Consider the following 22,628-nt stretch of genomic DNA (forward strand, 5'->3'; position numbering starts at 1 on the left):
TAAATGGAGGTTAGAACAAATGACAGCACCAAACCTTAAAGTTGAAGATCTTCATGTATCCATTGAAGAAAAAGAAATCCTAAAAGGCTTCGGAATCGAAGTGAACGGCGGCGAGATCCATGCCATCATGGGACCAAACGGTACCGGTAAATCCACGCTAGCATCTGCTTTAATGGGACATCCTAAATATGAAGTAACTAGCGGTAAGGCGACGTTTAACGGCGAAGACTTGCTTGACATGGAAGTAGATGAGCGCGCTCGTGCTGGCTTGTTCCTAGCTATGCAGTACCCTTCTGAAATTAGCGGTGTCACTAACGCGGACTTTATCCGTTCAGCGATTAATGCGAAGCGTGAAGAAGGCGATGAGATTTCTCTAATGAAATTTATCCGCAAAATGGATGATAAAATGAACACACTTGATATGGACCAAGCGTTCCAACACCGTTACCTTAACGAAGGTTTCTCCGGTGGTGAGAAGAAGCGTAACGAAATTCTTCAGCTTCTTATGCTTGAGCCAAAAATTGCAATTCTTGATGAGATTGACTCTGGTCTTGATATCGATGCTCTTAAAGTTGTTGCAGAAGGCATCAACGACATGCGTAGCGACGATTTCGGTTGCTTGATCATCACTCACTATCAGCGTCTTCTTAACTACATCAAGCCTGATAAAGTACACGTTATGATGCAGGGTCGTATCGTAAAATCCGGCGGACCTGAGCTTGCAGAACGTCTTGAGGCAGAAGGTTACGACTGGATCAAAGAAGAATTAGGTATCGAAGACGAGACTGTAGGCGAATAATGAAGCGGTTTTTAAGGAGGAGGAAATAAACATGTCAGTGGACACAAAGCTACCATTTGATCAGGAATACGTGACGAACTTCTCTAAAGACCGCCAAGAGCCCGAGTGGCTAACTAACTTGCGTGTATCGTCTTTAGAGCGTGCAGAAGCAATTGACCTGCCAAAGCCTGATAAAACGAACATTACGAAGTGGAACTTCTCATCATTTGACCACGAGAAAGCTACTTCATCAGATACAACATACGATGCTCTTTCTGAAAAAGTAAGAGAACTTGTCGGTAAAGAAGAGAATGCGAACACGATTCTCGTACAAGAAAACGGTGCAACAGTCTTTGCTCGTACAGAAGAGGACCTTCAAAATCAAGGTGTCATCTTTACAGACATCCACACAGCTGTTCAAGAGCACAGCGACCTTGTTGAGAAATACTTCATGAGTGAAGCGGTAACAGCGGACGAGAACCGTTTGACTGCTCTACATGCAGCTCTTCTTAACGGAGGAACGTTTATCTATGTTCCAAAGAATGTAGAAGTAAAAGTACCACTACAAGCGATTTACGTGCAAAAAGGAGCAGCTGGCCTCTTTAACCACGTTCTTATCGTAGCTGAAGCAAACAGTTCTGTTACCTACATTGAAAACTACGCATCAGAAAACGCTTCTGAAACGGTAGCAAACATTGTAGCAGAGGTTTATGCTGCTGATGGTGCAACCGTTAACTTCGGTGCTGTTGATAACTTCAGTGAAGAAGTAACAACGTACGTAAACCGTCGAGCTCAAGTAATGGGTCGCGACGCGAAAGTATATTGGTCTCTTGGCCAAATGAATGACGGAAATACGGTTTCAGACAATACTACCTACCTTGTTGGTGAAGGTTCTTACGCTGATACGAAGACCGTTTCTATTGGTCGCGGTAAGCAGACACAGAACTTTACTACTTTGATCAAGCACTATGGTAAAAATTCCGATGGTCAGATCCTTAAGCACGGAGTTATGAAAGACTCCGCTACAGCGATCTTTAACGGAATCTCTAAAATTGAGCATGGTGCCACAAAATCGAACGGTGAACAAACGGAGCGCGTACTCATGCTAAGTGAGAAAGCACGTGGTGACGCGAACCCGATCTTACTAATCGATGAAGATGATGTAACAGCAGGTCACGCAGCTTCTGTTGGTAAGATCGATCCGCTTCAAATGTTTTATTTGATGAGTCGTGGTATTTCCCGTAAAGAAGCGGAACGTTTAATCATCCACGGTTTCCTTGGTCCGGTTGTAAACGAGATTCCAATTGAATCCGTAAAAGAGCAGCTGATTGAGGTTATCGAAAGGAAAGTATATTAATGAATGTACTAGACGTCCGTAAACAGTTCCCGATTCTCGACCAGGAAGTCAATGGTCAGCCACTCGTTTACTTGGACAGTGCTGCTACATCACAAAAGCCTGTTCAAGTAATAGAAAAGCTTGATGACTACTACCGCCGCTACAATTCCAACGTGCACCGTGGTGTGCATACCCTTGGAACATTGGCAACGGATGGGTATGAAGGCGCTCGTGATAAAGTGCGTAACTTTATCGGAGCTGCTTCAACTGAAGAGATTGTGTTTACACGGGGAACAACGACAGCGATTAACCTCGTTGCATCCAGTTACGGACGTGCCAACCTCGGTCCTGATGACGAGATCGTCATCACGCCGATGGAGCACCACAGTAACATTATCCCGTGGCAGCAACTTGCCAAAGCGACAGGAGCTACTCTGAAGTATCTTGAGCTTCAAGAAGATGGCACCATTGCAATGGATAAGGTTGAAAATACGATTACTGATCGTACGAAAATCGTTGCGGTCATGCAAGTTTCTAATGTGTTAGGCGCAATTAACCCAGTAAAAGAACTTGCTCAAATTGCTCACAAGCATGGTGCAATCATGCTCGTTGACGGCGCGCAGAGCACGCCACACATGAAAGTAGATGTGCAAGATCTCGACTGTGATTTCTTCGCTTTCTCTGCTCATAAAATGTGTGGACCGACCGGTATTGGCGTTCTTTATGGGAAAAAAGCGCTCCTTGAAAACATGGAACCAGTAGAGTTCGGTGGTGAAATGATTGACTTTGTAGGTCTTCAAGAGTCTACATGGAAAGAGCTCCCGTGGAAGTTTGAAGGAGGGACTCCGATCATTGCAGGAGCCATTGGACTTGGTGCTGCCATTGATTTCTTGGAAGCCATTGGACTTGAAAACGTTGAGAAACATGAGCACGAATTAGCACAGTATGCTTTAGGACGCCTAGAGGAAATGGACGGCGTGACGGTTTATGGACCGAAACATCGTGCTGGACTTGTGACGTTTAACTGTGATGACGTTCACCCTCATGATGTTGCGACCGTACTTGACGCAGACGGCATCGCTGTTCGTGCTGGTCACCATTGTGCACAGCCTTTGATGAAATGGCTTGATGTAACAGCGACTGCTCGTGCAAGTTTTTATTTGTACAACACGAAAGACGACGTCGATGTGTTCATCAAAGGATTAACAAAAACAAAGGAGTACTTCGGAAATGTCTTTGGGTAATCAGCTAGATACGTTGTATCGTCAAGTGATCATGGATCATTATAAAAACCCTAGGAACCGAGGCGAATTGGACGGAGATTCTCTTACCGTAAACATGAACAATCCGACTTGCGGTGACCGTATTCAACTTCAAATGAAGGTAGAAGACGGGAAGATCTCTGATGCCAAATTCACCGGTGAAGGGTGTTCGATCAGTTTGTCATCCGCATCGATGATGACTCAGGCAGTCAAAGGTTTGCCTGTTGAGGACGCCCTCAAGCTATCCGGAATTTTTTCCGACATTATGCTCGGTAAAGATGTGGAGCACGGTGATTTTGACCTTGGCGACATCGAAGCCCTACAAGGGGTTGCCAAATTCCCTGCTCGAATCAAGTGTGCCACACTTGCTTGGAAGGCAATGGAAAAAGGAATCAAAGAAGACGAGAAAGCATAAGAGCTCTGTAAGTGGAGAAGATGCTTGGAATCGTGTTAAGATAAAAGGAACATCTCCTAAAGTCTAAAGAAAGCTTCCCTTTATGACTAAAGGATTACCTGTCGGATGAAGGAAGCGCGGTTTGGTTTTACCAGAATTACAAGGGAGGTTTTTCACATGGCAAAGAAAATGCCAGAAATCGGTGAATATCAATACGGGTTTTCTGATAAAGACGTATCGATTTTCCGGTCAAAGCGTGGCCTGACAAAAGAAATCGTCGAGGAAATTTCTCGTATGAAAAAAGAGCCACAGTGGATGCTCGATTTCCGTTTGAAATCACTGGAGCAGTTTTATAAAATGCCAATGCCTCAATGGGGCGGCGACTTGAGCGAACTTAACTTTGATGAAATTACGTACTACGTAAAACCATCTGAAAAGTCTGAGCGTTCTTGGGATGAAGTACCTGAAGAAATCAAAAACACATTTGATAAGCTAGGAATTCCTGAAGCGGAGCAAAAGTACCTTGCTGGTGTATCTGCACAGTATGAATCCGAGGTTGTTTATCACAACATGAAAGAAGAGCTTACTGAGCAGGGAATCTTATTTAAAGATACGGATACGGCTCTTAAGGAAGACGAGGAAGTCTTCCGCGAGCACTTCGGTAAAGTAATACCGCCATCAGACAACAAGTTTGCGGCGCTGAACTCTGCCGTATGGTCCGGAGGCTCTTTCATCTATGTACCAAAAGGTGTGAAAGTGGATACGCCACTTCAGGCGTACTTCCGTATTAACTCTGAAAACATGGGGCAATTCGAGCGTACGCTTATCATTGCCGATGAAGACAGCTCTGTACACTATGTAGAAGGATGTACAGCGCCTGTTTATACAACCAACTCTCTTCACAGTGCGGTTGTAGAAATCATCGTTAAGAAAAATGCGTACTGCCGTTATACAACTATCCAAAACTGGGCGCCAAACGTCTTCAACCTCGTTACCAAACGTGCCGTGGCTGAAGAAGGGGCAAACATGGAATGGGTTGATGGTAACATCGGTTCCAAGTTGACAATGAAATACCCAGCTGTTGTGATGAAAGGCCGCGGTGCACGTGGTAACATCCTTTCCATCGCGATTGCAGGTAAAGGGCAGCACCAAGATGCTGGTGCAAAAGTGCACCACTTGGCACCTGACTGCTCTTCTACGATCGTTTCCAAGTCCATCTCCAAGCAAGGTGGTAAAGTAACGTATCGTGGAATCTGTCACTTCGGACGTAAATCCGAAGGGTCAAAATCAAAAATCGAGTGTGACACGCTTATCATGGATAACGAGTCCACTTCCGATACAATTCCGTACAACGAAATCCTCAACAATGACATTACATTGGAGCACGAAGCAACTGTATCCAAAGTGTCTGAAGAGCAGTTGTTCTACTTGATGAGCCGCGGTGTTTCTGAGCAAGAAGCGACAGAAATGATCGTAATGGGCTTCATCGAGCCATTCACAAAAGAACTTCCAATGGAATACGCAGTTGAGATGAACCGCCTGATCAAGTTCGAGATGGAAGGTTCTATCGGTTAATTCCTTTAGAAATAATAAGAAGAACCTGGAGATTTGCTCTCCAGGTTCTTTTTTCGTTGGTATGGGGTGAGTTGGGGAGATGCGAGTTGTGGTGGTTGTGTCGATGTTTGTCATTTGGTCGATATATCTAGATTAGAGGTCGATATATCTAGATTAGAGGTCGATATATCTAGATTAGAGGTCGATAAAATCAGATTAATGGTCGATAAACTGAATTTAGGGATCGATAATACCTCGATTATCAACTTCACCACTTCTACTTGGATGACCACGATCTACTTACGGATCCCCCTACATTCTCCATCACTTCATTTGGTGCCGGATTTCTAGTAGTAATAACCGTAAGGCGACGGATAGTACGGATATGGGTAAGGCTGAGGATAATAATAGCTTGGGCCTGCAAGGGTGCTACCTAATGCAGCTCCTAAAAATCCCCCAAAGAATGGTGCGCCGAATCCGAATCCACCGCCATAACCTCCCCAACCTGGACGTGGCCGGCCGCCCCAGCCTCCTCCGCCCCAACCACCTGGTCTAGGTCGTCGGGTATCAAGTCCATGGATCACCTGGGTTTCTGAAGTATAAAAGGGTTGTTGCTCCACTATGTTCATTCTCCCCTCAAATGCATTACTTGTTTTTAACTGTCGTAAAACAGGGTATTCACACATCAGCATATGTACTAAAATAAACTTGCGTATAGTTAACAGCCTATGTGTAGAAAAAGGGGCTGGAAAAAAGGAAGAGGTGTATGAGAACAATGATTAAAATAGGTCTTACGGGTTGGGGAGATCACGACTCTTTATATGAAGGCATCACCAAAAGTTCAGAGAAGTTAAATGTCTATGCAGGTCATTTTCCCACTGTAGAGATTGATTCCACCTTTTACGCTGTCCAGCCTCTTAGAAATATGGAAAAGTGGGCAAATGACACTCCGGATTCGTTTTCCTTTGTGGTGAAGGCATACCAAGGGATGACTGGTCACCAGCGAGGAGATAGCATTCCTTTTTCCACAAGAGATGAAATGTTTGATGCTTTCTTAGCTTCCCTTGAGCCACTTAAAAAGAGCGGGAAGTTAGGGATGGTCCTTTGTCAATTTCCTCCTTGGTTTGAATGTAAAAAAGAGAGTGTTACGTACTTGCGATACTGCAAGGAGAAGTTACAAGACGTACCGTGTGCGCTTGAGTTTCGCCATCAATCTTGGTTTGCACCTGAATATAGGGAACAAACCCTTTCGTTTATGGAAAAAGAAAAGTGGATTCACAGCGTTTGTGATGAACCTCAAGCAGGAGCGAGGTCGATTCCGTTTGTTATGGATACTGTGGGGCAAGATCACGTTCTTTTTCGGTTTCATGGTCGAAATGTAGCTGGATGGAATAAACCGGCGAACGGACAAGAGTGGCGGGATGTGCGCTACCTCTATGATTACAATCAGAGGGAGCTTGAGGAACTGTCGCAAAAAGTGAAGGAAGCTCATCAGTCTGCGAAAGAGGTTTATGTGCTTTTTAACAACAACTCGGGTGGTCATGCGACAGGGAATGCAAAGAAAATGATTGATCTTTTAGGACTTAATTATGAAGGTTTGGCACCTCGACAACTTGGTCTTTTTGATTGATAATAGAGAGTAATAAACAACAGCTACTAAATAGTAGCGGAAAGTGAAGTCATACGAAATGGAATGGATTTTTTTATTAATACTTGGCTTAGTGGCTGCCATTTTAGGAAGTATCATGGGGCTTGGTGGAGGCATCATTATTGTTCCGGCTCTCATGGTTTTGAGCGGTTATACTACTATTTTAGAAGGGATAACCCCGCAGGTTGCTGTAGGAACGTCCCTCCTTGTGATGATTTTTACAGGATTATCATCGACTTTGGCTTATGTAAAGCAGAAAAAGGTGGATATTAAGAGTGGACTCATCTTTTTTATCGGAAGTGGTCCTGGGGCTCTTTTTGGAGTCTGGTTGAATAAAGATATTAACGTGAATACATTTCTCATCTTTTTTGGCATCTTTATTATTATTGTATCCTTTATTTTAATGGTAAGAAAGTATGTAAAGCCCATCAAACTGGCTAAAACGGGCGGTGTACGTCGTACATACATAAACGACTTGGGAGAAACAGTAGAGTACGGTTACAACCCTTTTTTAGGCATTGGTATTGGCTTTGTTGTAGGCATGTGTTCAGGTCTTTTCGGTATTGGTGGAGGCTCCCTCATGGTACCGGCGATGATTTTACTTTTTGCTTTTCCACCACACATGGCAGTGGCAACATCTATGTTTCTTGTGTTTTTATCCGCAATAGTAAGTTCTATCTCCCATATTTCTTTAGGAAACGTGGATTGGCTTTATGCGGCTGCCCTCATACCTGGAGCTTGGGTTGGTGGCATCGTTGGTGCCGGGATCAACCGTCGCTTAGGGAGTGACACGGTGGTAAACCTATTAAGAATCATGTTGATTATTATTGGAATACGCCTCATCTATCAAGGGATAACAGGGGCGTGATGGATAAGAGGTGGGCATCTTGAGCAAAAAAACAGTTAAAATTCTACATACAAACGACTTACACAGTCAGCTTGATCGGTGGCCTGCTGTTGTGGCTACGGTTAATCGGCTGAAGTCTCATGCAACCAAGGCAGGAGATGATGTTCTTCTCTTCGATATAGGCGATCATGCAGATCGTGTTCATCCGATTACAGAAGGTCTCGATGGTAAGGGTAATGTAGAATTGTTGAACCGACTTTCCTACGATGCGATTACGATTGGCAACAATGAAGGAATGACATTTTCAAAAAGGCAACTCAACAGCCTATACGACAAGGCTGATTTTGATGTGCTGGTTGCAAATTTGAAGCATGATAATGGAGAAATGCCAACATGGGCAAAGAACCATCGTGTGTTTACAACGGAACAAGGCGTTACTGTTGGTGTTTTTGGTGTAACAGTGGCTTATAAGCTTTTTTATCATGCGCTAGGTTGGTCAATTGAAGATCCGTTCGAGTCCATCGAACGTCAAGTGGAGGCTCTTCGGGGGAAGGTTGATGTGTTGATTTGCCTTTCCCATTTAGGATTGCATGATGATGAAAGAATGGCAAAGCAATTCCCAGAGATCGATCTGATACTGGGCTCTCATACGCATCATCTTCTTTTAGATGGGGAAAAAATTAACCGAACATGGATTCATCAATGTGGTCGATCAGGGTCCCACTTGGGTGAGGTTTCCATTACCGTCGATGCTGAAAGTCGCGAAATTACGAACCTTAACGTTCACACAATAGAAGTGGAGAATGAATACGATTCTGACACGGTCTCTCTTTTAGAAGACATGAAAAGTCGAGCGGATCGAGTGTTAAGTGAAGTGGTCACAACAATACCTGAAGAGTGGGAACTAAGTTGGGAAAAGGAAACACCACTCACGAAGCTCTTAGTGAAAGGTCTTAAAGAATGGTGCGAAGCGGATGTAGCCATGATTAACGCAGGGATCCTCTTAGAAGGGTTGCCACAAGGGCCGATTACAAAAGGGGCTTTGCACAGAATATGTCCACATCCGATTAATCCTGCAAAAGTAAACATATCAGGAGAGCGGCTACTGGAATTTATTCGTGAAGCTCATAAAAAAGAGAAGATTTATAAAAAAGTAAAAGGCTTTGGTTTTCGAGGCAAAATTCTTGGTATGATGATCTATGAAGGGATCGAGGTGGATGAGTCTGCCAATGGTCCATTACAGCCAGAACATATTTGTATCCTAGGCAAAAAACTAGATCGGGATACGCTGTACAATGTGGCAACAGTTGATATGTTCACATTCGGGTACCTTTATCCTTCTATTAGTACATTGAATGAGAAAACCTATTATATGCCTGAATTCTTGCGAGACGTTTTGGCTTGGAGTTTGCAAAACAGGAAGTAAGATTGATCGGTCAAGCACTTTTCATCTCCCTTTTCATAGGCTATTACGAGCCCTGTAACAGGTTTTACGAGGCTTAGGAAAGCCTGTAGAAGGTAGGTGAACGAAAGTTGATCGAAGTGCAACCGATGTTTATTGAAGGGCAGCCTTTTACTGCCATTACGGTTAAGTTACCAAAAACGAATTTTATGGCCATTACCAATGAAATAGGCTACATTATGTGTGGTGCGTTGGATGTGGCTTTGCTAAATGAAAAGCTTGCGGCAAGAAAAATCGTAGCCGGTAGAGCTGTTGGTGTAAGAACAATTGATGACTTGTTGGAAGCACCTCTTGAGTCTGTTACGTATGAAGCGGAAAGCTTAGGTATTCATCCTGGCATGTCCGGAAAAGATGCATTACTTCTTATGATCGAAAAGGAATAGATGAACGTATTTAGTATATATCAAGCCGATACGCCCTCCAGCCTTTAACGTGAGGGCATACGGCTACTCTCATATTGAAAAAAATGCGTATTTCTTAGCGAAGGCAGGTCAACTATGCGATTAAGATCCGTTCACTCTTTACAAGCAAATGATCGTCTTGCAAAGGCGATCTATAATGAAAAAGGACAAGTTCTAGTTCAATCCGGAATCCCCCTGTCCGCTGCAATGATCAGCCGTTTAAAAGCAAAGGGCATTACTTTCGCCTATGTGGATGACGAGGCAACGAGCGATATTTTGTTTCAGGAAGTGATCACGGAACAAACAAGGCACACCTCCATAAACACAATTAGGAAGTCCTTTCAGGCAGTGACAGCACCTCAAGTACTGCAAAAATCTTTTGAAGTGGATAAAATAAGTCGTCCTTTTGGAAACATTGTGGAGCATGTGTTACGGGATGTTCGTTACCATGAAGAAGCCATTTCTCTTCTATCGAGCGCATATTGCTATGATTCATACATTTTCCATCACTCTTTGAATGTAACAGTGTATGCTCTTGCATTAGGCGAGCGGATGGGACTTCGTGATAGTCAGCTTAAAGACTTGGGTCTTGGCGCACTGCTCCATGACATCGGAAAAATGGCAGTGCCTACAGAAGTGCTACATAAACAGCAAGCCCTAACAGATGAAGAGTTCGCATTAATTAAAGAGCATACAACCGCAGGATATGAGTTGTTAAGGAAAGCCCATACCATTCCATTGCTATCGGCTCACTGTGCGTATCAGCATCACGAACGACTGAACGGTTCAGGCTACCCAAGAGGTATTTCCGGTAATGAGATTCATTTATATGGTAAAATCATCGGAATTGCAGATGTATTCGATGCCGTTACATCAAATAGAGTCTATAGAAAAGCTAAGCTTCCTCATGAAGGCTTGGAGCTGTTATACTCTGGTGTGGGAAGTCTTTTTGATAAAGCAATGGTAGAAGTTTTTGCGAAGACGATTGCCATTTACCCTGTCGGACTTGAAGTGGTATTGAGTGATGGTAGACAAGGGGTCGTATCCAAGCAAAACAAACATATGAATGCCAGACCAACGATCAGAATCATGGAAGAAGATGGACTGGCTGTCGAGCCATACGAGGTGGATTTAACAAAGGAACTGAGCATTACAATTGTAAAATGTGAGGCCAGGCTTTCAGAAGAAGCTTCGTAGGAAGACTGGTGCTAGCTTTTGAATATGGATGGGACAAGTTTACCGAGGAAGGTTGTCCTTTATACAACTTAGTGGGTCGGTATCTTTGGGGGCTCCTGAGGAAATCTAGAGGATTAAAAAAAGATATCAATGTACCATCGGAAAGTGCTTGAAGATAATCGAACAAAGATTAAGAGGAGGCGGCAAAAATGGATCAGTATCTTACACTGTGTAAACACGTGTTGGAAAACGGGACGAAAAAAGAAGACCGAACAGGAACGGGTACCATCAGTACCTTTGGTCATCAAATGCGGTTCGACCTTGCTGAAGGTTTTCCTCTTTTGACAACCAAAAAACTATCGCTACGGGCGATCATACATGAGCTTTTGTGGTTCATTAAAGGCGATACGAACATTGCTTATTTAAAAGAAAATAACGTACGAATTTGGAACGAATGGGCAGATGAAAATGGCGATCTGGGTCCTGTTTATGGAAAACAGTGGCGTAGCTGGCCAACACCTGATGGAGAGTCTATTGACCAATTAAGGAATGTGATTGAGGAAATTAAGAAGAATCCTGATTCAAGAAGACTTGTAGTCAATGCGTGGAATGTAGCTGACTTGGATAAAATGGCATTGAGCCCCTGTCACTGCCTGTTCCAGTTTTACGTAGCGGACGGAAAACTATCATGTCAGTTGTATCAGCGAAGTGCAGACTTGTTCCTTGGTGTACCGTTTAACATTGCATCCTATGCGTTATTAACGATGATGATTGCGCAAGAATGCGAGCTTGAATACGGTGAATTTGTTCACACATTCGGAGATGTGCACATTTACAACAACCACGTTGACCAAGTGAAATTGCAGCTGTCCCGTGAACCGCGCAGCTTGCCAAAAATGAAAATGAATCCTGACGTGACTAAGATTGAGGACTTCACGTTTGATGACTTTGAATTAGTGGAATACGACCCTCATCCACACATTAAAGGAGAGGTGAGTGTATGATTTCATTAATTGCAGCTATGGATGAGAATAATCTCATTGGGAACGACAATAAATTACCTTGGAACCTTCCAAACGATCTTGCACACTTCAAGAGGGTAACGACTGGTCACACTGTTGTTATGGGGCGAAAAACGTTTGTCTCAATCGGTAGACCACTCCCAGACCGCCGAAATATCGTTGTTACATCAAATCCAGATTTTTACCATGATGGAGTAGAAGTGGTTGATAGCCTCGATATCGTAGAAGATTTGGCGCAAAAAGAAGAAGTGATGGTTCTCGGAGGACAAAAAGTCTTTGAACAGCTGATTGACAAAGCGGATAGACTGTACATTACGAGAATTCACCACACATTCCACGGAGACACATACTTCCCACCATTCACGGAAGAGCGGTTTGAAATAACCGAGAAGCTTGAAGGTACGGTAGATAGTGAAAATAAATATGCTCATACGTTTTATGTTTATGAGCAGAAGAGGTAATAATAAGCCCTCTTGTCCATGGGACAAGGGGGCTTTTGGGTGGTGGTAGAGTCGGTTTATGTCGAATGGCCGATATATTCAAGTTAGAGGTGGATAAAACGACAATAGAGGTTGATAAAACAGAATTAAAGCTCGATAAACTTGTAACAAAGACGGATAAAACTCAAATAGAGGTTGATAACCAGGTTAACGCACAAAAAGTTCTTCATAGAAAGACGGCCCCGCACTACCTTCCCCCAAAAAAAACCGGACAAGAACTCAACGTTTCCACTTCACATGACCACACTCAAAATCCACCTACATTCCAACAAGGAAACTAACGACCGCGAACTCCTTCCCATTTAACAAATTGTACGGGGTCTATCTATGTAACTGTTACAGACAATCTGACTTTGACCAAGTGAATAGGTGTAGCCGTAATGTTCAAAGACTCCTGCGGCAGTGGGAGCCAGGAGAGACCCCGCAAGGGCTTTGCCCGAGGAGGCTCGCCGGCACCGCCGCGGAAAGCGAAGAACATTTCGGCTACACCTTTCTTCAACTGATTTACTACACTCAATCCTTAAGTTGACGGCTACGGGGTCTGTCCCCCAACAATTTTGCATAGGTATGTAAGAGAGGAAGGGGTGCTTGACTATGAGACGGGGGTTTCGGGCGTTCAAGCCGATTAAGCCAAAGCGAAGAAAGGGACCGTTACCTTTTCGATATGTCTTTTTAATTTCGTTTTTTATCTTTAGTTTGATGACAGCTCAGGGGCTTGTTATCGTGGAGAAAGGGATTCGTCCGACTTTGATTTCGATTGCGAAGACGGAAACACAAAGAATCGGAACACTAGCTATTAATGATGCGATTTCAAAGCAGATTCTAGAGAATACGAACATGGATGAAGTCATTGAAACAGAGCTCGGACCGGATGGAAGTATTACCTATATGAGCTTTAATCCGGTTATTTATAATAAAGTCCTGCAACAAACGACGCAGCGCGTACAATCATACTTGAATGATATTGAGCACGGGCGCGTCAAGGATATTGGTATTCCAACGGATGTGAATATAGAACGGGAAGGGGCGACCTTTTCAGAAGACGGGATTATCCATATGATCCCTCTAGGTCAAGCGACGAACAATGCTTTATTGGCACATCTTGGTCCACGAGTGCCTGTTCGACTGTCGGCAATCGGTGATGTGAAATCCCAGCTTAAGTGGGAAGCTTTAAGTGTTGGAATTAACAATACATGGGTCAGCATTAGCGTAGAAATTGAAGCGGATGTGAAGATCGTTATCCCGTTTGCGACTGACACTGCCGCTGTGACAACTTCTATCGCTGTAGCAAATGTGTTTATTCCAGGAGAAGTACCTGAGTTTTACGGTACGGGGCTGACACCTGCCGTGATCCGGGATGCTGAAACGGGAGAAGTGAGCGTCTCGGAGTCAGAGCAAGTGAACGTAGACACGGAAAATTTACCAAGCAATTAATGGTTGCATTCATTTACACCCTCTGATAAAATCAGTAACAGTTTGACAATTGAATCGGTTATGATACCTCACCACGATGTGGGTGAGGTAGAGGCGCGAAGTCTAAGAGTATGTATCATGAGAGTAGGACATCTGTGAGTGATACAAAAAGGAGACTTTGCCGAAGCGGGTGTGCGTGTCCAACGCCTCCTGGCTGGGGTTGCATTTAAGAAATGCAACACTGTCACTTTGGGAAACCTGGTGGAGAACTACTCACTCTTTCATGTTGGGGATCATGTGTTAGCTTATAAAGGCAACATTGGGATCCAATGCTGTCTTTTTTTTGTGGAAAAAAAGCAGTGTTATCGTAAGCATGGATGAATGACCTCTTTTCATAGCAAGATAAATAAAAGATTGTCAAGCTGCGAAATCGCACTTATAGGAACGCGATTATCTTACATTTCTTTTTTAGGGGGAATTACAATGGATCACGGAGCATTATCACTACTGCCTCCAATATTGGCATTGATCATGGTCATTATTACCCGACGCGTTTTACTATCATTGGGTATCGGAATCATCGTTGGTGCACTTATGGTAAATCAAAACGAAGAGCTTTTCGTAAACGAAGCCCTTTCACAAATTATCTCAATAGTGACGGGAATCTTTTATGTACCGGGTGAAGGAGTAAACACGTGGGAATTTTACATCCTGTTGTTTCTTGTCATCTTAGGTATGATTGCTTCACTCATTACGCTGACTGGAGGAAGCAGAGCCTTCGGTGAATGGGCACTAAGCCGTGTGAAAACACGTGTTGGCGCTCAATTTGTAACAGCTTTTCTTGGTATTATTATTTTTATTGATGATTACTTTAACAGCTTAACAGTGGGAAATGTGAGTCGTCCTCTAACGGACCGTCATCGTATTTCCCGTGCGAAACTTGCTTACGTGGTCGATTCCACAGCCGCTTCCATGTGTGTGCTTATCCCACTATCCAGTTGGGGAGCTTACATCATTACCATTATCGGAAACGATGTGTTGATGGAGCATGGTGTGACGGAATATGGTGCTCTTCAAGCCTTTCTATTAATGGCACCTATGAACTTTTACGCTGTGTTTGCGATCTTGATGGTATTTGCCGTTGCTTACTTCAAATTGGACTTTGGACCAATGCGAACTCACGAGCTACGTGCTCTTTCTACAGGAGAACTTGTGGATAAAGAAAAAGGAGCCGTACCTGGTGACAGTGAAGACGCTCAGCCTGTAGTATCAGGTCGCGTAGGCGATTTGGTCTGGCCGATCGTGACGTTGATTGCCGCAACTGTTCTTTTCATGGTTGTAACGGGTATTCAAGGTACCGAAGGGGAAGCTGGCCTTCTTGCTACATTTGAAAATACAGACGTAGCCGCGTCTCTCCTTTACGGTGGACTGATCAGTTTAGCGATTACAATCGCCATTGCGTTAATGAGAAAAGTTCCTGTTAAAGATTTTGGATTTGGATTATGGGCTGGTGTGAAGTCCATGCTACCTGCGATTTACATCCTGATCTTTGCTTGGACAATCATTGAAATCATCGGTGAACTCGGCACTGGGGCATACCTTGCTGAAGTTGTAAATGACAATATGAACCTGGGCTACTTGCCGCTTGTCTTGTTCCTGATTGCAGGATTTATGGCCTTTACAACAGGGACAAGCTGGGGAACATTCGGCATTATGCTTCCGATCGCTGGGGAAATTGCAGCACAAACGGACGTAACCCTTCTGTTGCCTGTACTTGCAGCTGTACTTGCAGGAGCGATCTTCGGTGATCACTGTTCACCAATTTCAGATACGACGATTTTATCTTCAACAGGAGCGGGAAGTCATCATATTGACCACGTGTTAACCCAACTTCCATACGCGGTTGCAGTAGCCATTATTGCATCAGCGGGATTCCTGGTGATTGGGTTTACAGGAAGCTTCGTGGCAGCATTTGCTGCTTCATTAGTTATGTTTGTTATTGTCGTCACTGTGTTGAAACTCGTATTAAAGCCTGTTACGGAATAAATACTACTTTTTACAAAACCGGGAAAGAAAGCCTCGTGCTTTCTTCCTGGTTTTTTATTTTTCCCTAATAATGTCATTTGTGAGTGTGGTGGTCCTTTTTCCTTTTAAAAATCTTAATTCCTTGCCTAACAACGGATAAAATTGGTATATTCAGATTACATTAATTTTCTGAAAATACCTTTACAAATTCGACTAGTCTATTTATAATAAGACAACGTAACCACGTCGAATTTTGTCAAAAAAGCAAAGCTGGTTTTTGCTTCTTTTTTTAGAAGGTACTAGTCAGAAAATAATGACAATTATAGTGGGTTATAAGATTTGTAAAAAGAGAGAGGAGTTTTAGTATGAGTAATGGCCGTGAACGTTTTTCAAAGCTCGGATTTATCCTTGCAGCTGTCGGTTCAGCCGTAGGCCTCGGAAACGTATGGCGATTTTCTTATGTAGCAGGAGATAGTGGGGGAGCCGCTTTTTTACTCATTTATATTTTATGTATTTTCCTCATTGGTCTTCCTGTTCTACTTGCTGAGTTTTCAATTGGACGAAAAGGTCAGCAAGACGTTGTAGGATCTTTTAACGTCATCTCACCGCAGAAGCCATGGGCAATCGGAGGTTTCCTCGGTGTCGCCTCCGCCTTTTTGATTTTGTCCTTTTACGGCGTTATTGCCGGTTGGGTAGTCTACTTCTTATATAGTTATGTAACTGGCGCTACGAGTAATGTTGGAACCGGGGAATATGGGGACTTCTTCGGTGAATTTATCGGAGGAGCAGCAGGACCTGTCTTCTGGCAAATCCTATTTATGGTCTTCGTTGTAGCGATTGTCTTTACCGGTGTTAAAAAGGGAATTGAACTTTCCAATAAAATCTTTATGCCTCTTCTTGCTGTCATCATCTTATTCCTTGCTGGATACAGCTTAACGCTTGATGGAGCTGGTGAAGGATTGCGCTTCTTGTTTACACCAGATTGGAGTGCATTTGCGACTCCTGGGGTTTATGCTGCAGCCATTGGACAGGCTTTCTTTACACTATCTCTTGGTATGGGTGCCATGATCACCTATGCAAGTTACTTGCCTAAAGATACGAACTTGCCAAGTGCAGCAGGTACAGTAGTAACGTTTGATACGTTGTTTGCTATTGTAGCAGGAATCATGATCTTCCCGGCTGTATTTACATTCGGCCTTGAGCCGGATGCAGGCCCTGGTCTGATCTTCATCACACTACCGGAAGTATTTAATCAAATGGGTAGTATGGGAACATTGTTTGCTGTATTGTTCTTCTTCCTAGTCGCCATTGCAGCTCTGTCTTCGGCCATTTCCTTGCTGGAGGTAAGTGTGGCTTATGCTATGCGCAAATTCAACTGGACTCGTAGGTTTGCAGCGGTTGTTGTTGGTGCCATTGTTACGTTGTTCGGTATTCCGTCTGCACTTAGCCAAGGTGGACCATTAACGGAGTTTACGATTTTCGGATTGCCGTTCTTGGACGCTGTGGATACACTCACGGATAAATATACTCTTCCTCTTGGAGGGCTAGTTATTGCCCTGTTCGTCGGGTGGGGCTGGAATAAAGTCGATTCCTTGCGTGAAACAGGTCTTACAAATTCACCTCTTGGTATGGCGTGGCTTTGGTTCTTAAGAATCGTTGCGCCTACAGGAATCTTAATCATCCTATTACTAAACATTTTTGGATAATCCAAAAAAGACCGGACTGGCATCGTGCCAGTCCGGTTTTTTCATAGGACAATCATGGAGTTGGAGGTAATTGTGCGGGGTCTGACCCCCGAACTTTACCCCCGAACTTTTTTATTTGCGGCGGGATTGACGTTCGAGCTTTTCCCATGCTCTTAGGGAAGGGTACGGATCGAATGACCATTCAAAGTAACCATTGTCTTTGTACATGCCGTAGTGAAGATGTGGGGGAAACTTCCCTTGGGTTCCTGGCTTTCCGTAACCGGAACTTCCTACATAACCTACGACGGTTCCTGGTTCTACAATCGTTCCGCGCTCTACTCCTTTTTCAAACCCGGTTAAGTGTGCGTAATAATGGTATACATTATTAGTATCTCTGATCCCGATACGCCAACCTCCGAACTTATTCCACCCTTTTAATTCAACGATTCCATACGTCGTGGACCTCACAGGTGTCCCGTATCCGGCAAATAAGTCGGTTCCTTCATGAATGCGGCGCCCACCCCATCCCCGTGAATGGCCCCACGTACCTCGATAACTGTAATTGTAGTTGAGCGGAAGAGGAAAGACGCGCTTTCTCAAATCCAATGTTCCGAACGTGCGGTAGATTTCAGCATGCCCTTTAATCAATTCAATGGCTTTATCACGCTGGTAATAATCCCATAGGCCAATTCGTAAGTTAGTATCATCAGTTCCGAATGAAGCCAACATATGGGCGAATGTATAAAGCAAGTCTTCATCATTCGTTTGATCTGCCAGTCCGTCCCCATTCCCATCCAAGCCGATTCCATTAAATAGAGAAATGGATACAGGGCTCGTATCTTCGCTGTTCGGATTTTCAACCCCAACCCACTTCTCAGAAGGAATGAAAATCCCCACGTATCCCTCTTCATCAGGCAAATCGTTCCTAGCTCTCCTAAGACCTCTCTCATAACTATCAACACCAGCTATGTAGTACCAAGGCACCCCTGTTAACGCTTCCGTCTTTTTGTAAAGAGCCATTCGTTCAGCAAAAATCTCCTCAGATGACTTTTCTTCAAGTACAGACGCTTGGCCGAAAGTGGGAGATATAAAAAGGCAAATGATTAAACAAACACCTATGATATATTTCATATTGGCTTCTCCTTTCATCATGGTGGAAATCCTCATCATTAACACTTGTCTATAGTGTTGGAAAAAACAATGAAAAACCTTCGCGACAAATCCTTCCATTATCTCGCACCTTTGAGATTTCCCGCTTTTCATGTTAAAGTTACTAATGATTCTATACGTTGATTTGCGCATTATATAGGGTTGAAAATCCGAATTCATTTTTTTGAAAAATAGGAAATATGAGCAGGAGAGTGAACCGAATGGCAAAAAAAGAAGAATACATCCGTAAGCCCGATTGGCTCAAAATAAAACTGAATACAAACGAGTCTTATACTGGACTTAAAAAAATGATGCGTGAGAAAAAACTACATACTGTTTGTGAAGAAGCGCGTTGTCCAAACATTCACGAATGTTGGGCTGAACGTAAAACGGCTACCTTCATGATTTTAGGAGACGTTTGTACCCGTGCATGCCGTTTCTGCGCGGTAAAAACCGGTCTCCCAACTGAACTAGACCTTCAAGAACCAGAGCGAGTAGCAGAGTCTGTCCACCTTATGGGATTAAAGCATGCCGTTATCACAGCAGTTGCTCGTGATGACTTAAAAGACGGCGGTGCAGAAGTGTTTGCGGAAACGGTACGGGCCATTCGCCGTAAGAGCCCATTTACTACAGTGGAAGTACTTCCTTCCGACATGATGGGGCGATATGAAAATCTGGAAACCCTAATGGATGCCAAGCCGGATATTTTGAACCACAACATTGAAACAGTCCGAAGCCTGACTCCACGAGTTCGTGCCCGTGCTACATATGACCGCTCTCTAGAATTCCTGGCACGTGCAAAAGAAATGCAACCTAAAATTCCTACAAAATCAAGCATCATGATTGGCCTTGGAGAAACAAAAGAAGAGATCATCGAGACAATGGATGACTTAAGAGCAGCAAACGTAGATATTATGACGATCGGTCAATACCTACAACCAACAAAGAAACACTTGAAGATTAAAAAATATTGGACACCTGAAGAATTCAATGAGCTTAAAGAAATTGCCCTCAGCAAAGGATTTAAGCATTGTGAATCAGGTCCACTTGTCCGTTCTTCTTATCATGCTGATGAGCAAGTTAACGCGGCCCAAAGTTAAAATAACCAGTAAAGCAGATGGCATCCAACGTGAAGCCATCTGCTTTTTTTATAAAATAAAAAGAAGCTCTCTTCAAATGAAGAGGGCTTCTTAGCCATTAATTCATATAGTCGTCATTGTCATCATGCATTTGATCACGGCTAATGGGTTCTCCTTGTGGATAAGCTTTAAACTGCTCAGCCGTTTGTTCAAGAGTATCATTATACTCATCCGTGTCTGGGTAAAGACTGCCGAATCGCTCAATCTCATCCATCATGTCCATGTCGTCACAAACGTACACTTCATAGTAAGAAGGAACAACAGATAAAGCTGTTTTTCTCACTTGGTCAGCAACATCGTTACGATCCATGTCCTCTTGACTGCGATCTCGGTTGTATACCATAAACACTTTGTCGTCAGTTACGAGTGTACCACACTCGTCTACGGCAGGAATAACTGCTGCCATCTCACTAATGCTATCTGCGAGAAGTTCTCTGTCGTAAACCGCATAGCCAGGGTACTTTTTCTCTTGCGCTGTTTGTTTGGATTCGCGAACAAACCCGTACTTTAAGTACTCACTATGATCGGCTTCTCGACGATTAATGACGTTGTAGCCATCAGTCGTATTCCCGGTACTAAGGGAATTCCATCGAGCATTGCCACCCTCAGATTGAGCTGACGGATCATTCATTTGTCCACACGCAGTCAATGCCAACGTGCAAACGAGGGATGCTGTTAGTAATCGCTTCATTTTTTCCACCTCCTAGCCTTAGGTTCTCCAGACTGGAGGAGCTTAAGAGAGGTAATTTGTCCCGTAGATGGAAGTTAAGGTAGAGGAGGTGGATGTAGGGAGGGGCGAGGAGTGATAATGTGATGGATAACGGGAGGAAAGTGATTGATAAATTTGAAAAGTGATGGATAACGGGAGGAAAGTGATGAATAAATCCGAAAGTTGATGAAGAATCGTAGTAAGTCGATGGACAAATCCGAAAGTCGATGAAGAACCGTAGTAAGTCAATGAATAACGCACACCCATTCCCCTTTATCACTCCACGCACACCCCACTCCCCTCCACCAATTCCTCACTTCACTAGGCCATTATCCCTTAACCCCCCTTTCCCTCGCAAAAGCCGTTCCCAATTTACTCTTTCTTTAGGAAAACATTGAATTTTCGTGCGAAGTAAGGCAAGATAAAGAGAGTAAAGAGAGGTGTTTGCATATGATCCGTGTACAAGGGAATCAATACGAGCTGATCGAGAATGTAAAAGACGGTTGGGTAGAAGAGGACTTTAAATCCAGATACAGCGATGTACTGAATAAATACGATTATATCGTGGGGGACTGGGGCTATAACCAGCTTAGGCTGAGAGGCTTCTTTGAGGATCAACACCGAAAATCTTCGTTTGAGTCAAAAATTAGCTCCTTGCCGGAATACTTATATGAGTATTGCAACTTCGGATGTCCTTACTTTGTTATTAAAAAAGTAAAAGAGACGGAGAAGAAAAAGGCGCCTGAAAAAAATAAATAAAAGGAGTGTTCCAAATGTGTGTTGCACATGAGGAATGCTCTTTTTTTTGTCTTAAAAAATTGTTGTACGAAAACAGCCGTGTCTGCATCAGGGATTTGAAATTTTTGAAACCTGCTAGCTCACGGCTCGTACATAAATAACATACAGAGGATCCACTACTACCATCCTCCGTTAAGGAGAGAATGATATGAAAAAAATACTGTCGAATCTTGCGTGGTGGTGGTTTATTTTTACGGTTCTTTTATCCGTTCTCATTGCCCCGGCTTTTGGTACCATGAAAACGATACTTTATGCTGATATACTGTTTTATGTCACACTATTTGGTGTAGCTGTCCTTGTCTCGCTTCCATCTTACCCAGTACGAGCAGGGAAGGTGGAAGGAATCATTTTGAGAATGGTAACAGGGGTTATTGCTGTTTTGATTTTATGGGCTTTGGTTATCCCGTCAATACGAGATTTGCCTTACGTTATTTCTGATGAGTACCAAGTGATCGAAGGCATCGTTGTAGATGTAGAAGCAAAGCAAAGGACTCCAGCAAGTCGCTCGGCTTACACAGATGTGTATTTTGAAACGGTTCGGGTGCGATTTTGGAATACGAGTGAGGAGTTTGATGTCGTAGGTAAAATGTGTAGAGCGACAAGAACTCCCCATAGAAGACTTGGGAGAAGCCTTGACTGCCTCGAAGAAAAAACCTCTCCCTAAGATGGAAGAGGTAAATGACGTTATTGCCGTCCGCCACCGTTATAACGCTTGTCATCGTGAGTTGGGTGGGAGCCGGGATCTTTTCTGTCTAAGCCTTCATGGAGGTTTTTGTATTCGTAGTTGAACGCACTGTAGGAACGTTGTCCTTCATGCCAAGGACTGCTTTTTCCTAAGGGACGCTCGATTGGAGAGCCGTATGGGCCTTCTGGTGTTACTTCAGGGAGAACGAAGTTTTTGTTTTTTTCCACAACCGTAAAGTCTGTATATTCTCGTTCGTCTTTGTCGGGCATGAAAAAACACCTCCTGAATACTGAGATCACTGAAAAAAGTTCAAACCAACTTTTTCAGTGCCTTTCTAGTATGTGCCCAGGAGGTGTTTAGTATTAAATCACTTCGTAGAGAAATTCTCGAAGCTCTTGTGCTTCTGATTCGCTTAGATTATATGCGTGCTCCAAGTAGCCAGGTTCGTCCAGGTCGTCGCTACCGATGATGGCGAAGCGATTGGAGAGCATATTCATAACGAGTTTTTTTCCGTAATAACGGTTGGATGTTGTAATAGCAAGATCGAAACGCTGTTCTTCGCCCATAAAGCTGACGAAACGGGTTTTCGTATCTTCTTGGTCATTATAAAGATAAAAACGCTCAGACATTCGACTCATCCTTTCT

23 protein-coding genes and 1 riboswitch are annotated in these 22,628 nt (G+C 43.5%); of the genes, 18 read left to right on the forward strand and 5 right to left on the reverse strand.

Going from position 1 to position 22,628, the window contains the following annotated elements; translation table 11 throughout:
- Positions 1–19 precede the first annotated feature (19 nt).
- The 5 genes from sufC to sufB all read left to right on the forward strand — a co-directional run bounded on the left by sufC (position 20) and on the right by sufB (position 5,345).
- Positions 20–799: a Fe-S cluster assembly ATPase SufC gene (gene sufC, locus G476_RS0100960; protein ID WP_026688452.1), complete on the forward strand. Its 780-nt coding sequence runs from the start codon at positions 20–22 to the stop codon at positions 797–799.
- Positions 800–830: 31 nt separating this feature from the next.
- Positions 831–2,135, forward strand: coding sequence for a Fe-S cluster assembly protein SufD (sufD, locus tag G476_RS0100965; protein WP_026688453.1), 1,305 nt, complete (start codon positions 831–833; stop codon positions 2,133–2,135).
- Positions 2,135–3,358, forward strand: coding sequence for a cysteine desulfurase (locus G476_RS0100970; RefSeq protein ID WP_026688454.1), 1,224 nt, complete (start codon positions 2,135–2,137; stop codon positions 3,356–3,358). Before sufD ends, G476_RS0100970 begins: the two co-directional genes overlap by 1 nt.
- On the forward strand, positions 3,345–3,791 hold the full coding sequence (sufU, locus tag G476_RS0100975) for a Fe-S cluster assembly sulfur transfer protein SufU (RefSeq protein ID WP_026688455.1): 447 nt from the start codon (positions 3,345–3,347) through the stop codon (positions 3,789–3,791). The genes G476_RS0100970 and sufU overlap by 14 nt, the downstream gene beginning before the upstream one ends.
- Before the next feature lie 156 nt (positions 3,792–3,947).
- Positions 3,948–5,345 (forward strand): Fe-S cluster assembly protein SufB, encoded by a 1,398-nt coding sequence (sufB, locus tag G476_RS0100980; protein WP_026688456.1) that lies wholly within the window; start codon positions 3,948–3,950, stop codon positions 5,343–5,345.
- Positions 5,346–5,671: 326 nt separating this feature from the next.
- Here the strand turns inward: sufB and G476_RS0100985 are convergent, their stop codons facing one another.
- Entirely contained in the window at positions 5,672–5,944 is a 273-nt protein-coding gene (locus G476_RS0100985) for a hypothetical protein (protein WP_425387199.1), read from the reverse strand.
- A gap of 155 nt (positions 5,945–6,099) precedes the next feature.
- Between G476_RS0100985 and G476_RS0100990 the strand changes: the two genes are divergently transcribed.
- The 10 genes from G476_RS0100990 to G476_RS0101045 all read left to right on the forward strand — a co-directional run bounded on the left by G476_RS0100990 (position 6,100) and on the right by G476_RS0101045 (position 17,524).
- Positions 6,100–6,954 (forward strand): DUF72 domain-containing protein, encoded by an 855-nt coding sequence (locus tag G476_RS0100990; RefSeq protein WP_026688458.1) that lies wholly within the window; start codon positions 6,100–6,102, stop codon positions 6,952–6,954.
- Positions 6,955–7,012: 58 nt separating this feature from the next.
- Positions 7,013–7,840: a sulfite exporter TauE/SafE family protein gene (locus tag G476_RS0100995; RefSeq protein ID WP_026688459.1), complete on the forward strand. Its 828-nt coding sequence runs from the start codon at positions 7,013–7,015 to the stop codon at positions 7,838–7,840.
- Between the two features lie 19 nt (positions 7,841–7,859).
- Positions 7,860–9,245, forward strand: coding sequence for a bifunctional metallophosphatase/5'-nucleotidase (locus tag G476_RS0101000; RefSeq protein ID WP_051314599.1), 1,386 nt, complete (start codon positions 7,860–7,862; stop codon positions 9,243–9,245).
- A gap of 125 nt (positions 9,246–9,370) precedes the next feature.
- Complete coding sequence (locus tag G476_RS0101005) at positions 9,371–9,664, forward strand: YunC family protein (protein ID WP_425387200.1); 294 nt, start codon at positions 9,371–9,373, stop codon at positions 9,662–9,664.
- A 114-nt stretch (positions 9,665–9,778) separates the two neighbouring features.
- Positions 9,779–10,879 carry an HD-GYP domain-containing protein gene (locus tag G476_RS0101010; RefSeq protein WP_026688462.1) on the forward strand — a complete coding sequence of 367 codons (1,101 nt, stop codon included), beginning with the start codon at positions 9,779–9,781 and terminating at the stop codon, positions 10,877–10,879.
- 188 nt (positions 10,880–11,067) lie between these two features.
- Positions 11,068–11,862: a thymidylate synthase gene (locus G476_RS0101015; protein WP_026688463.1), complete on the forward strand. Its 795-nt coding sequence runs from the start codon at positions 11,068–11,070 to the stop codon at positions 11,860–11,862.
- Entirely contained in the window at positions 11,859–12,341 is a 483-nt protein-coding gene (locus G476_RS0101020) for a dihydrofolate reductase (protein WP_026688464.1), read from the forward strand. Before G476_RS0101015 ends, G476_RS0101020 begins: the two co-directional genes overlap by 4 nt.
- 633 nt (positions 12,342–12,974) lie before the next feature.
- On the forward strand, positions 12,975–13,814 hold the full coding sequence (yunB, locus tag G476_RS21000; RefSeq protein WP_084405538.1) for a sporulation protein YunB: 840 nt from the start codon (positions 12,975–12,977) through the stop codon (positions 13,812–13,814).
- A gap of 80 nt (positions 13,815–13,894) precedes the next feature.
- A riboswitch (Lysine riboswitch) is annotated at positions 13,895–14,073 on the forward strand.
- Positions 14,074–14,276: 203 nt separating this feature from the next.
- On the forward strand, positions 14,277–15,839 hold the full coding sequence (locus G476_RS0101040) for a Na+/H+ antiporter NhaC family protein (protein WP_026688467.1): 1,563 nt from the start codon (positions 14,277–14,279) through the stop codon (positions 15,837–15,839).
- 344 nt (positions 15,840–16,183) lie between these two features.
- A complete protein-coding gene (locus G476_RS0101045) occupies positions 16,184–17,524 on the forward strand; it encodes a sodium-dependent transporter (protein WP_026688468.1) in 1,341 nt (446 codons plus the stop codon).
- Positions 17,525–17,635: 111 nt separating this feature from the next.
- Here the strand turns inward: G476_RS0101045 and G476_RS0101050 are convergent, their stop codons facing one another.
- Complete coding sequence (locus tag G476_RS0101050) at positions 17,636–18,634, reverse strand: M23 family metallopeptidase (RefSeq protein ID WP_026688469.1); 999 nt, start codon at positions 18,632–18,634, stop codon at positions 17,636–17,638.
- Positions 18,635–18,852: 218 nt separating this feature from the next.
- Between G476_RS0101050 and lipA the strand changes: the two genes are divergently transcribed.
- The gene (gene lipA / locus G476_RS0101055) at positions 18,853–19,752 is read left to right on the forward strand and encodes a lipoyl synthase (RefSeq protein WP_281170421.1); all 900 of its coding nucleotides are present in this window, start codon (positions 18,853–18,855) and stop codon (positions 19,750–19,752) included.
- Positions 19,753–19,849: 97 nt separating this feature from the next.
- Here lipA and G476_RS22755 read toward each other — a convergent pair whose 3' ends face one another.
- A complete protein-coding gene (locus tag G476_RS22755; protein WP_051314600.1) occupies positions 19,850–20,482 on the reverse strand; it encodes a YhcN/YlaJ family sporulation lipoprotein in 633 nt (210 codons plus the stop codon).
- Between the two features lie 468 nt (positions 20,483–20,950).
- Here G476_RS22755 and G476_RS21010 point away from each other — a divergent pair, with 468 nt between their 5' ends.
- Both G476_RS21010 and G476_RS0101070 read left to right on the forward strand, forming a co-directional pair.
- A complete protein-coding gene (locus G476_RS21010; protein ID WP_035185863.1) occupies positions 20,951–21,259 on the forward strand; it encodes a YutD family protein in 309 nt (102 codons plus the stop codon).
- Positions 21,260–21,446: 187 nt separating this feature from the next.
- A complete protein-coding gene (locus G476_RS0101070; protein ID WP_026688471.1) occupies positions 21,447–21,962 on the forward strand; it encodes a hypothetical protein in 516 nt (171 codons plus the stop codon).
- Between the two features lie 20 nt (positions 21,963–21,982).
- Here G476_RS0101070 and G476_RS0101075 read toward each other — a convergent pair whose 3' ends face one another.
- Positions 21,983–22,252: a hypothetical protein gene (locus tag G476_RS0101075; protein WP_026688472.1), complete on the reverse strand. Its 270-nt coding sequence runs from the start codon at positions 22,250–22,252 to the stop codon at positions 21,983–21,985.
- A gap of 93 nt (positions 22,253–22,345) precedes the next feature.
- A complete protein-coding gene (locus tag G476_RS0101080) occupies positions 22,346–22,612 on the reverse strand; it encodes a DUF3055 domain-containing protein (RefSeq protein ID WP_026688473.1) in 267 nt (88 codons plus the stop codon).
- Between the last annotated feature and the right edge of the window lie 16 nt (positions 22,613–22,628).

The organism is Alteribacter aurantiacus DSM 18675, from assembly GCF_000429705.1.
Taxonomy (GTDB): domain Bacteria; phylum Bacillota; class Bacilli; order Bacillales; family Salisediminibacteriaceae; genus Alteribacter; species Alteribacter aurantiacus.

What these genes read in the sequence shown, in the direction of transcription:
- sufC (WP_026688452.1), top strand. Translation starts at nt 20, where the DNA reads ATGACAGCACCAAACCTTAAAGTTGAAGATCTTCATGTATCCATTGAA.
- sufD (WP_026688453.1), top strand. Translation starts at nt 831, where the DNA reads ATGTCAGTGGACACAAAGCTACCATTTGATCAGGAATACGTGACGAAC.
- G476_RS0100970 (WP_026688454.1), top strand. Translation starts at nt 2,135, where the DNA reads ATGAATGTACTAGACGTCCGTAAACAGTTCCCGATTCTCGACCAGGAA.
- sufU (WP_026688455.1), top strand. Translation starts at nt 3,345, where the DNA reads ATGTCTTTGGGTAATCAGCTAGATACGTTGTATCGTCAAGTGATCATG.
- sufB (WP_026688456.1), top strand. Translation starts at nt 3,948, where the DNA reads ATGGCAAAGAAAATGCCAGAAATCGGTGAATATCAATACGGGTTTTCT.
- G476_RS0100990 (WP_026688458.1), top strand. Translation starts at nt 6,100, where the DNA reads ATGATTAAAATAGGTCTTACGGGTTGGGGAGATCACGACTCTTTATAT.
- G476_RS0100995 (WP_026688459.1), top strand. Translation starts at nt 7,013, where the DNA reads ATGGAATGGATTTTTTTATTAATACTTGGCTTAGTGGCTGCCATTTTA.
- G476_RS0101005 (WP_425387200.1), top strand. Translation starts at nt 9,371, where the DNA reads ATGTTTATTGAAGGGCAGCCTTTTACTGCCATTACGGTTAAGTTACCA.
- G476_RS0101010 (WP_026688462.1), top strand. Translation starts at nt 9,779, where the DNA reads ATGCGATTAAGATCCGTTCACTCTTTACAAGCAAATGATCGTCTTGCA.
- G476_RS0101015 (WP_026688463.1), top strand. Translation starts at nt 11,068, where the DNA reads ATGGATCAGTATCTTACACTGTGTAAACACGTGTTGGAAAACGGGACG.
- G476_RS0101020 (WP_026688464.1), top strand. Translation starts at nt 11,859, where the DNA reads ATGATTTCATTAATTGCAGCTATGGATGAGAATAATCTCATTGGGAAC.
- yunB (WP_084405538.1), top strand. Translation starts at nt 12,975, where the DNA reads ATGAGACGGGGGTTTCGGGCGTTCAAGCCGATTAAGCCAAAGCGAAGA.
- G476_RS0101040 (WP_026688467.1), top strand. Translation starts at nt 14,277, where the DNA reads ATGGATCACGGAGCATTATCACTACTGCCTCCAATATTGGCATTGATC.
- G476_RS0101045 (WP_026688468.1), top strand. Translation starts at nt 16,184, where the DNA reads ATGAGTAATGGCCGTGAACGTTTTTCAAAGCTCGGATTTATCCTTGCA.
- G476_RS0101050 (WP_026688469.1), bottom strand. Translation starts at nt 18,634, where the DNA reads ATGAAATATATCATAGGTGTTTGTTTAATCATTTGCCTTTTTATATCT.
- lipA (WP_281170421.1), top strand. Translation starts at nt 18,853, where the DNA reads ATGAGCAGGAGAGTGAACCGAATGGCAAAAAAAGAAGAATACATCCGT.
- G476_RS22755 (WP_051314600.1), bottom strand. Translation starts at nt 20,482, where the DNA reads ATGAAGCGATTACTAACAGCATCCCTCGTTTGCACGTTGGCATTGACT.
- G476_RS21010 (WP_035185863.1), top strand. Translation starts at nt 20,951, where the DNA reads ATGATCCGTGTACAAGGGAATCAATACGAGCTGATCGAGAATGTAAAA.
- G476_RS0101070 (WP_026688471.1), top strand. Translation starts at nt 21,447, where the DNA reads ATGAAAAAAATACTGTCGAATCTTGCGTGGTGGTGGTTTATTTTTACG.
- G476_RS0101075 (WP_026688472.1), bottom strand. Translation starts at nt 22,252, where the DNA reads ATGCCCGACAAAGACGAACGAGAATATACAGACTTTACGGTTGTGGAA.
- G476_RS0101080 (WP_026688473.1), bottom strand. Translation starts at nt 22,612, where the DNA reads ATGTCTGAGCGTTTTTATCTTTATAATGACCAAGAAGATACGAAAACC.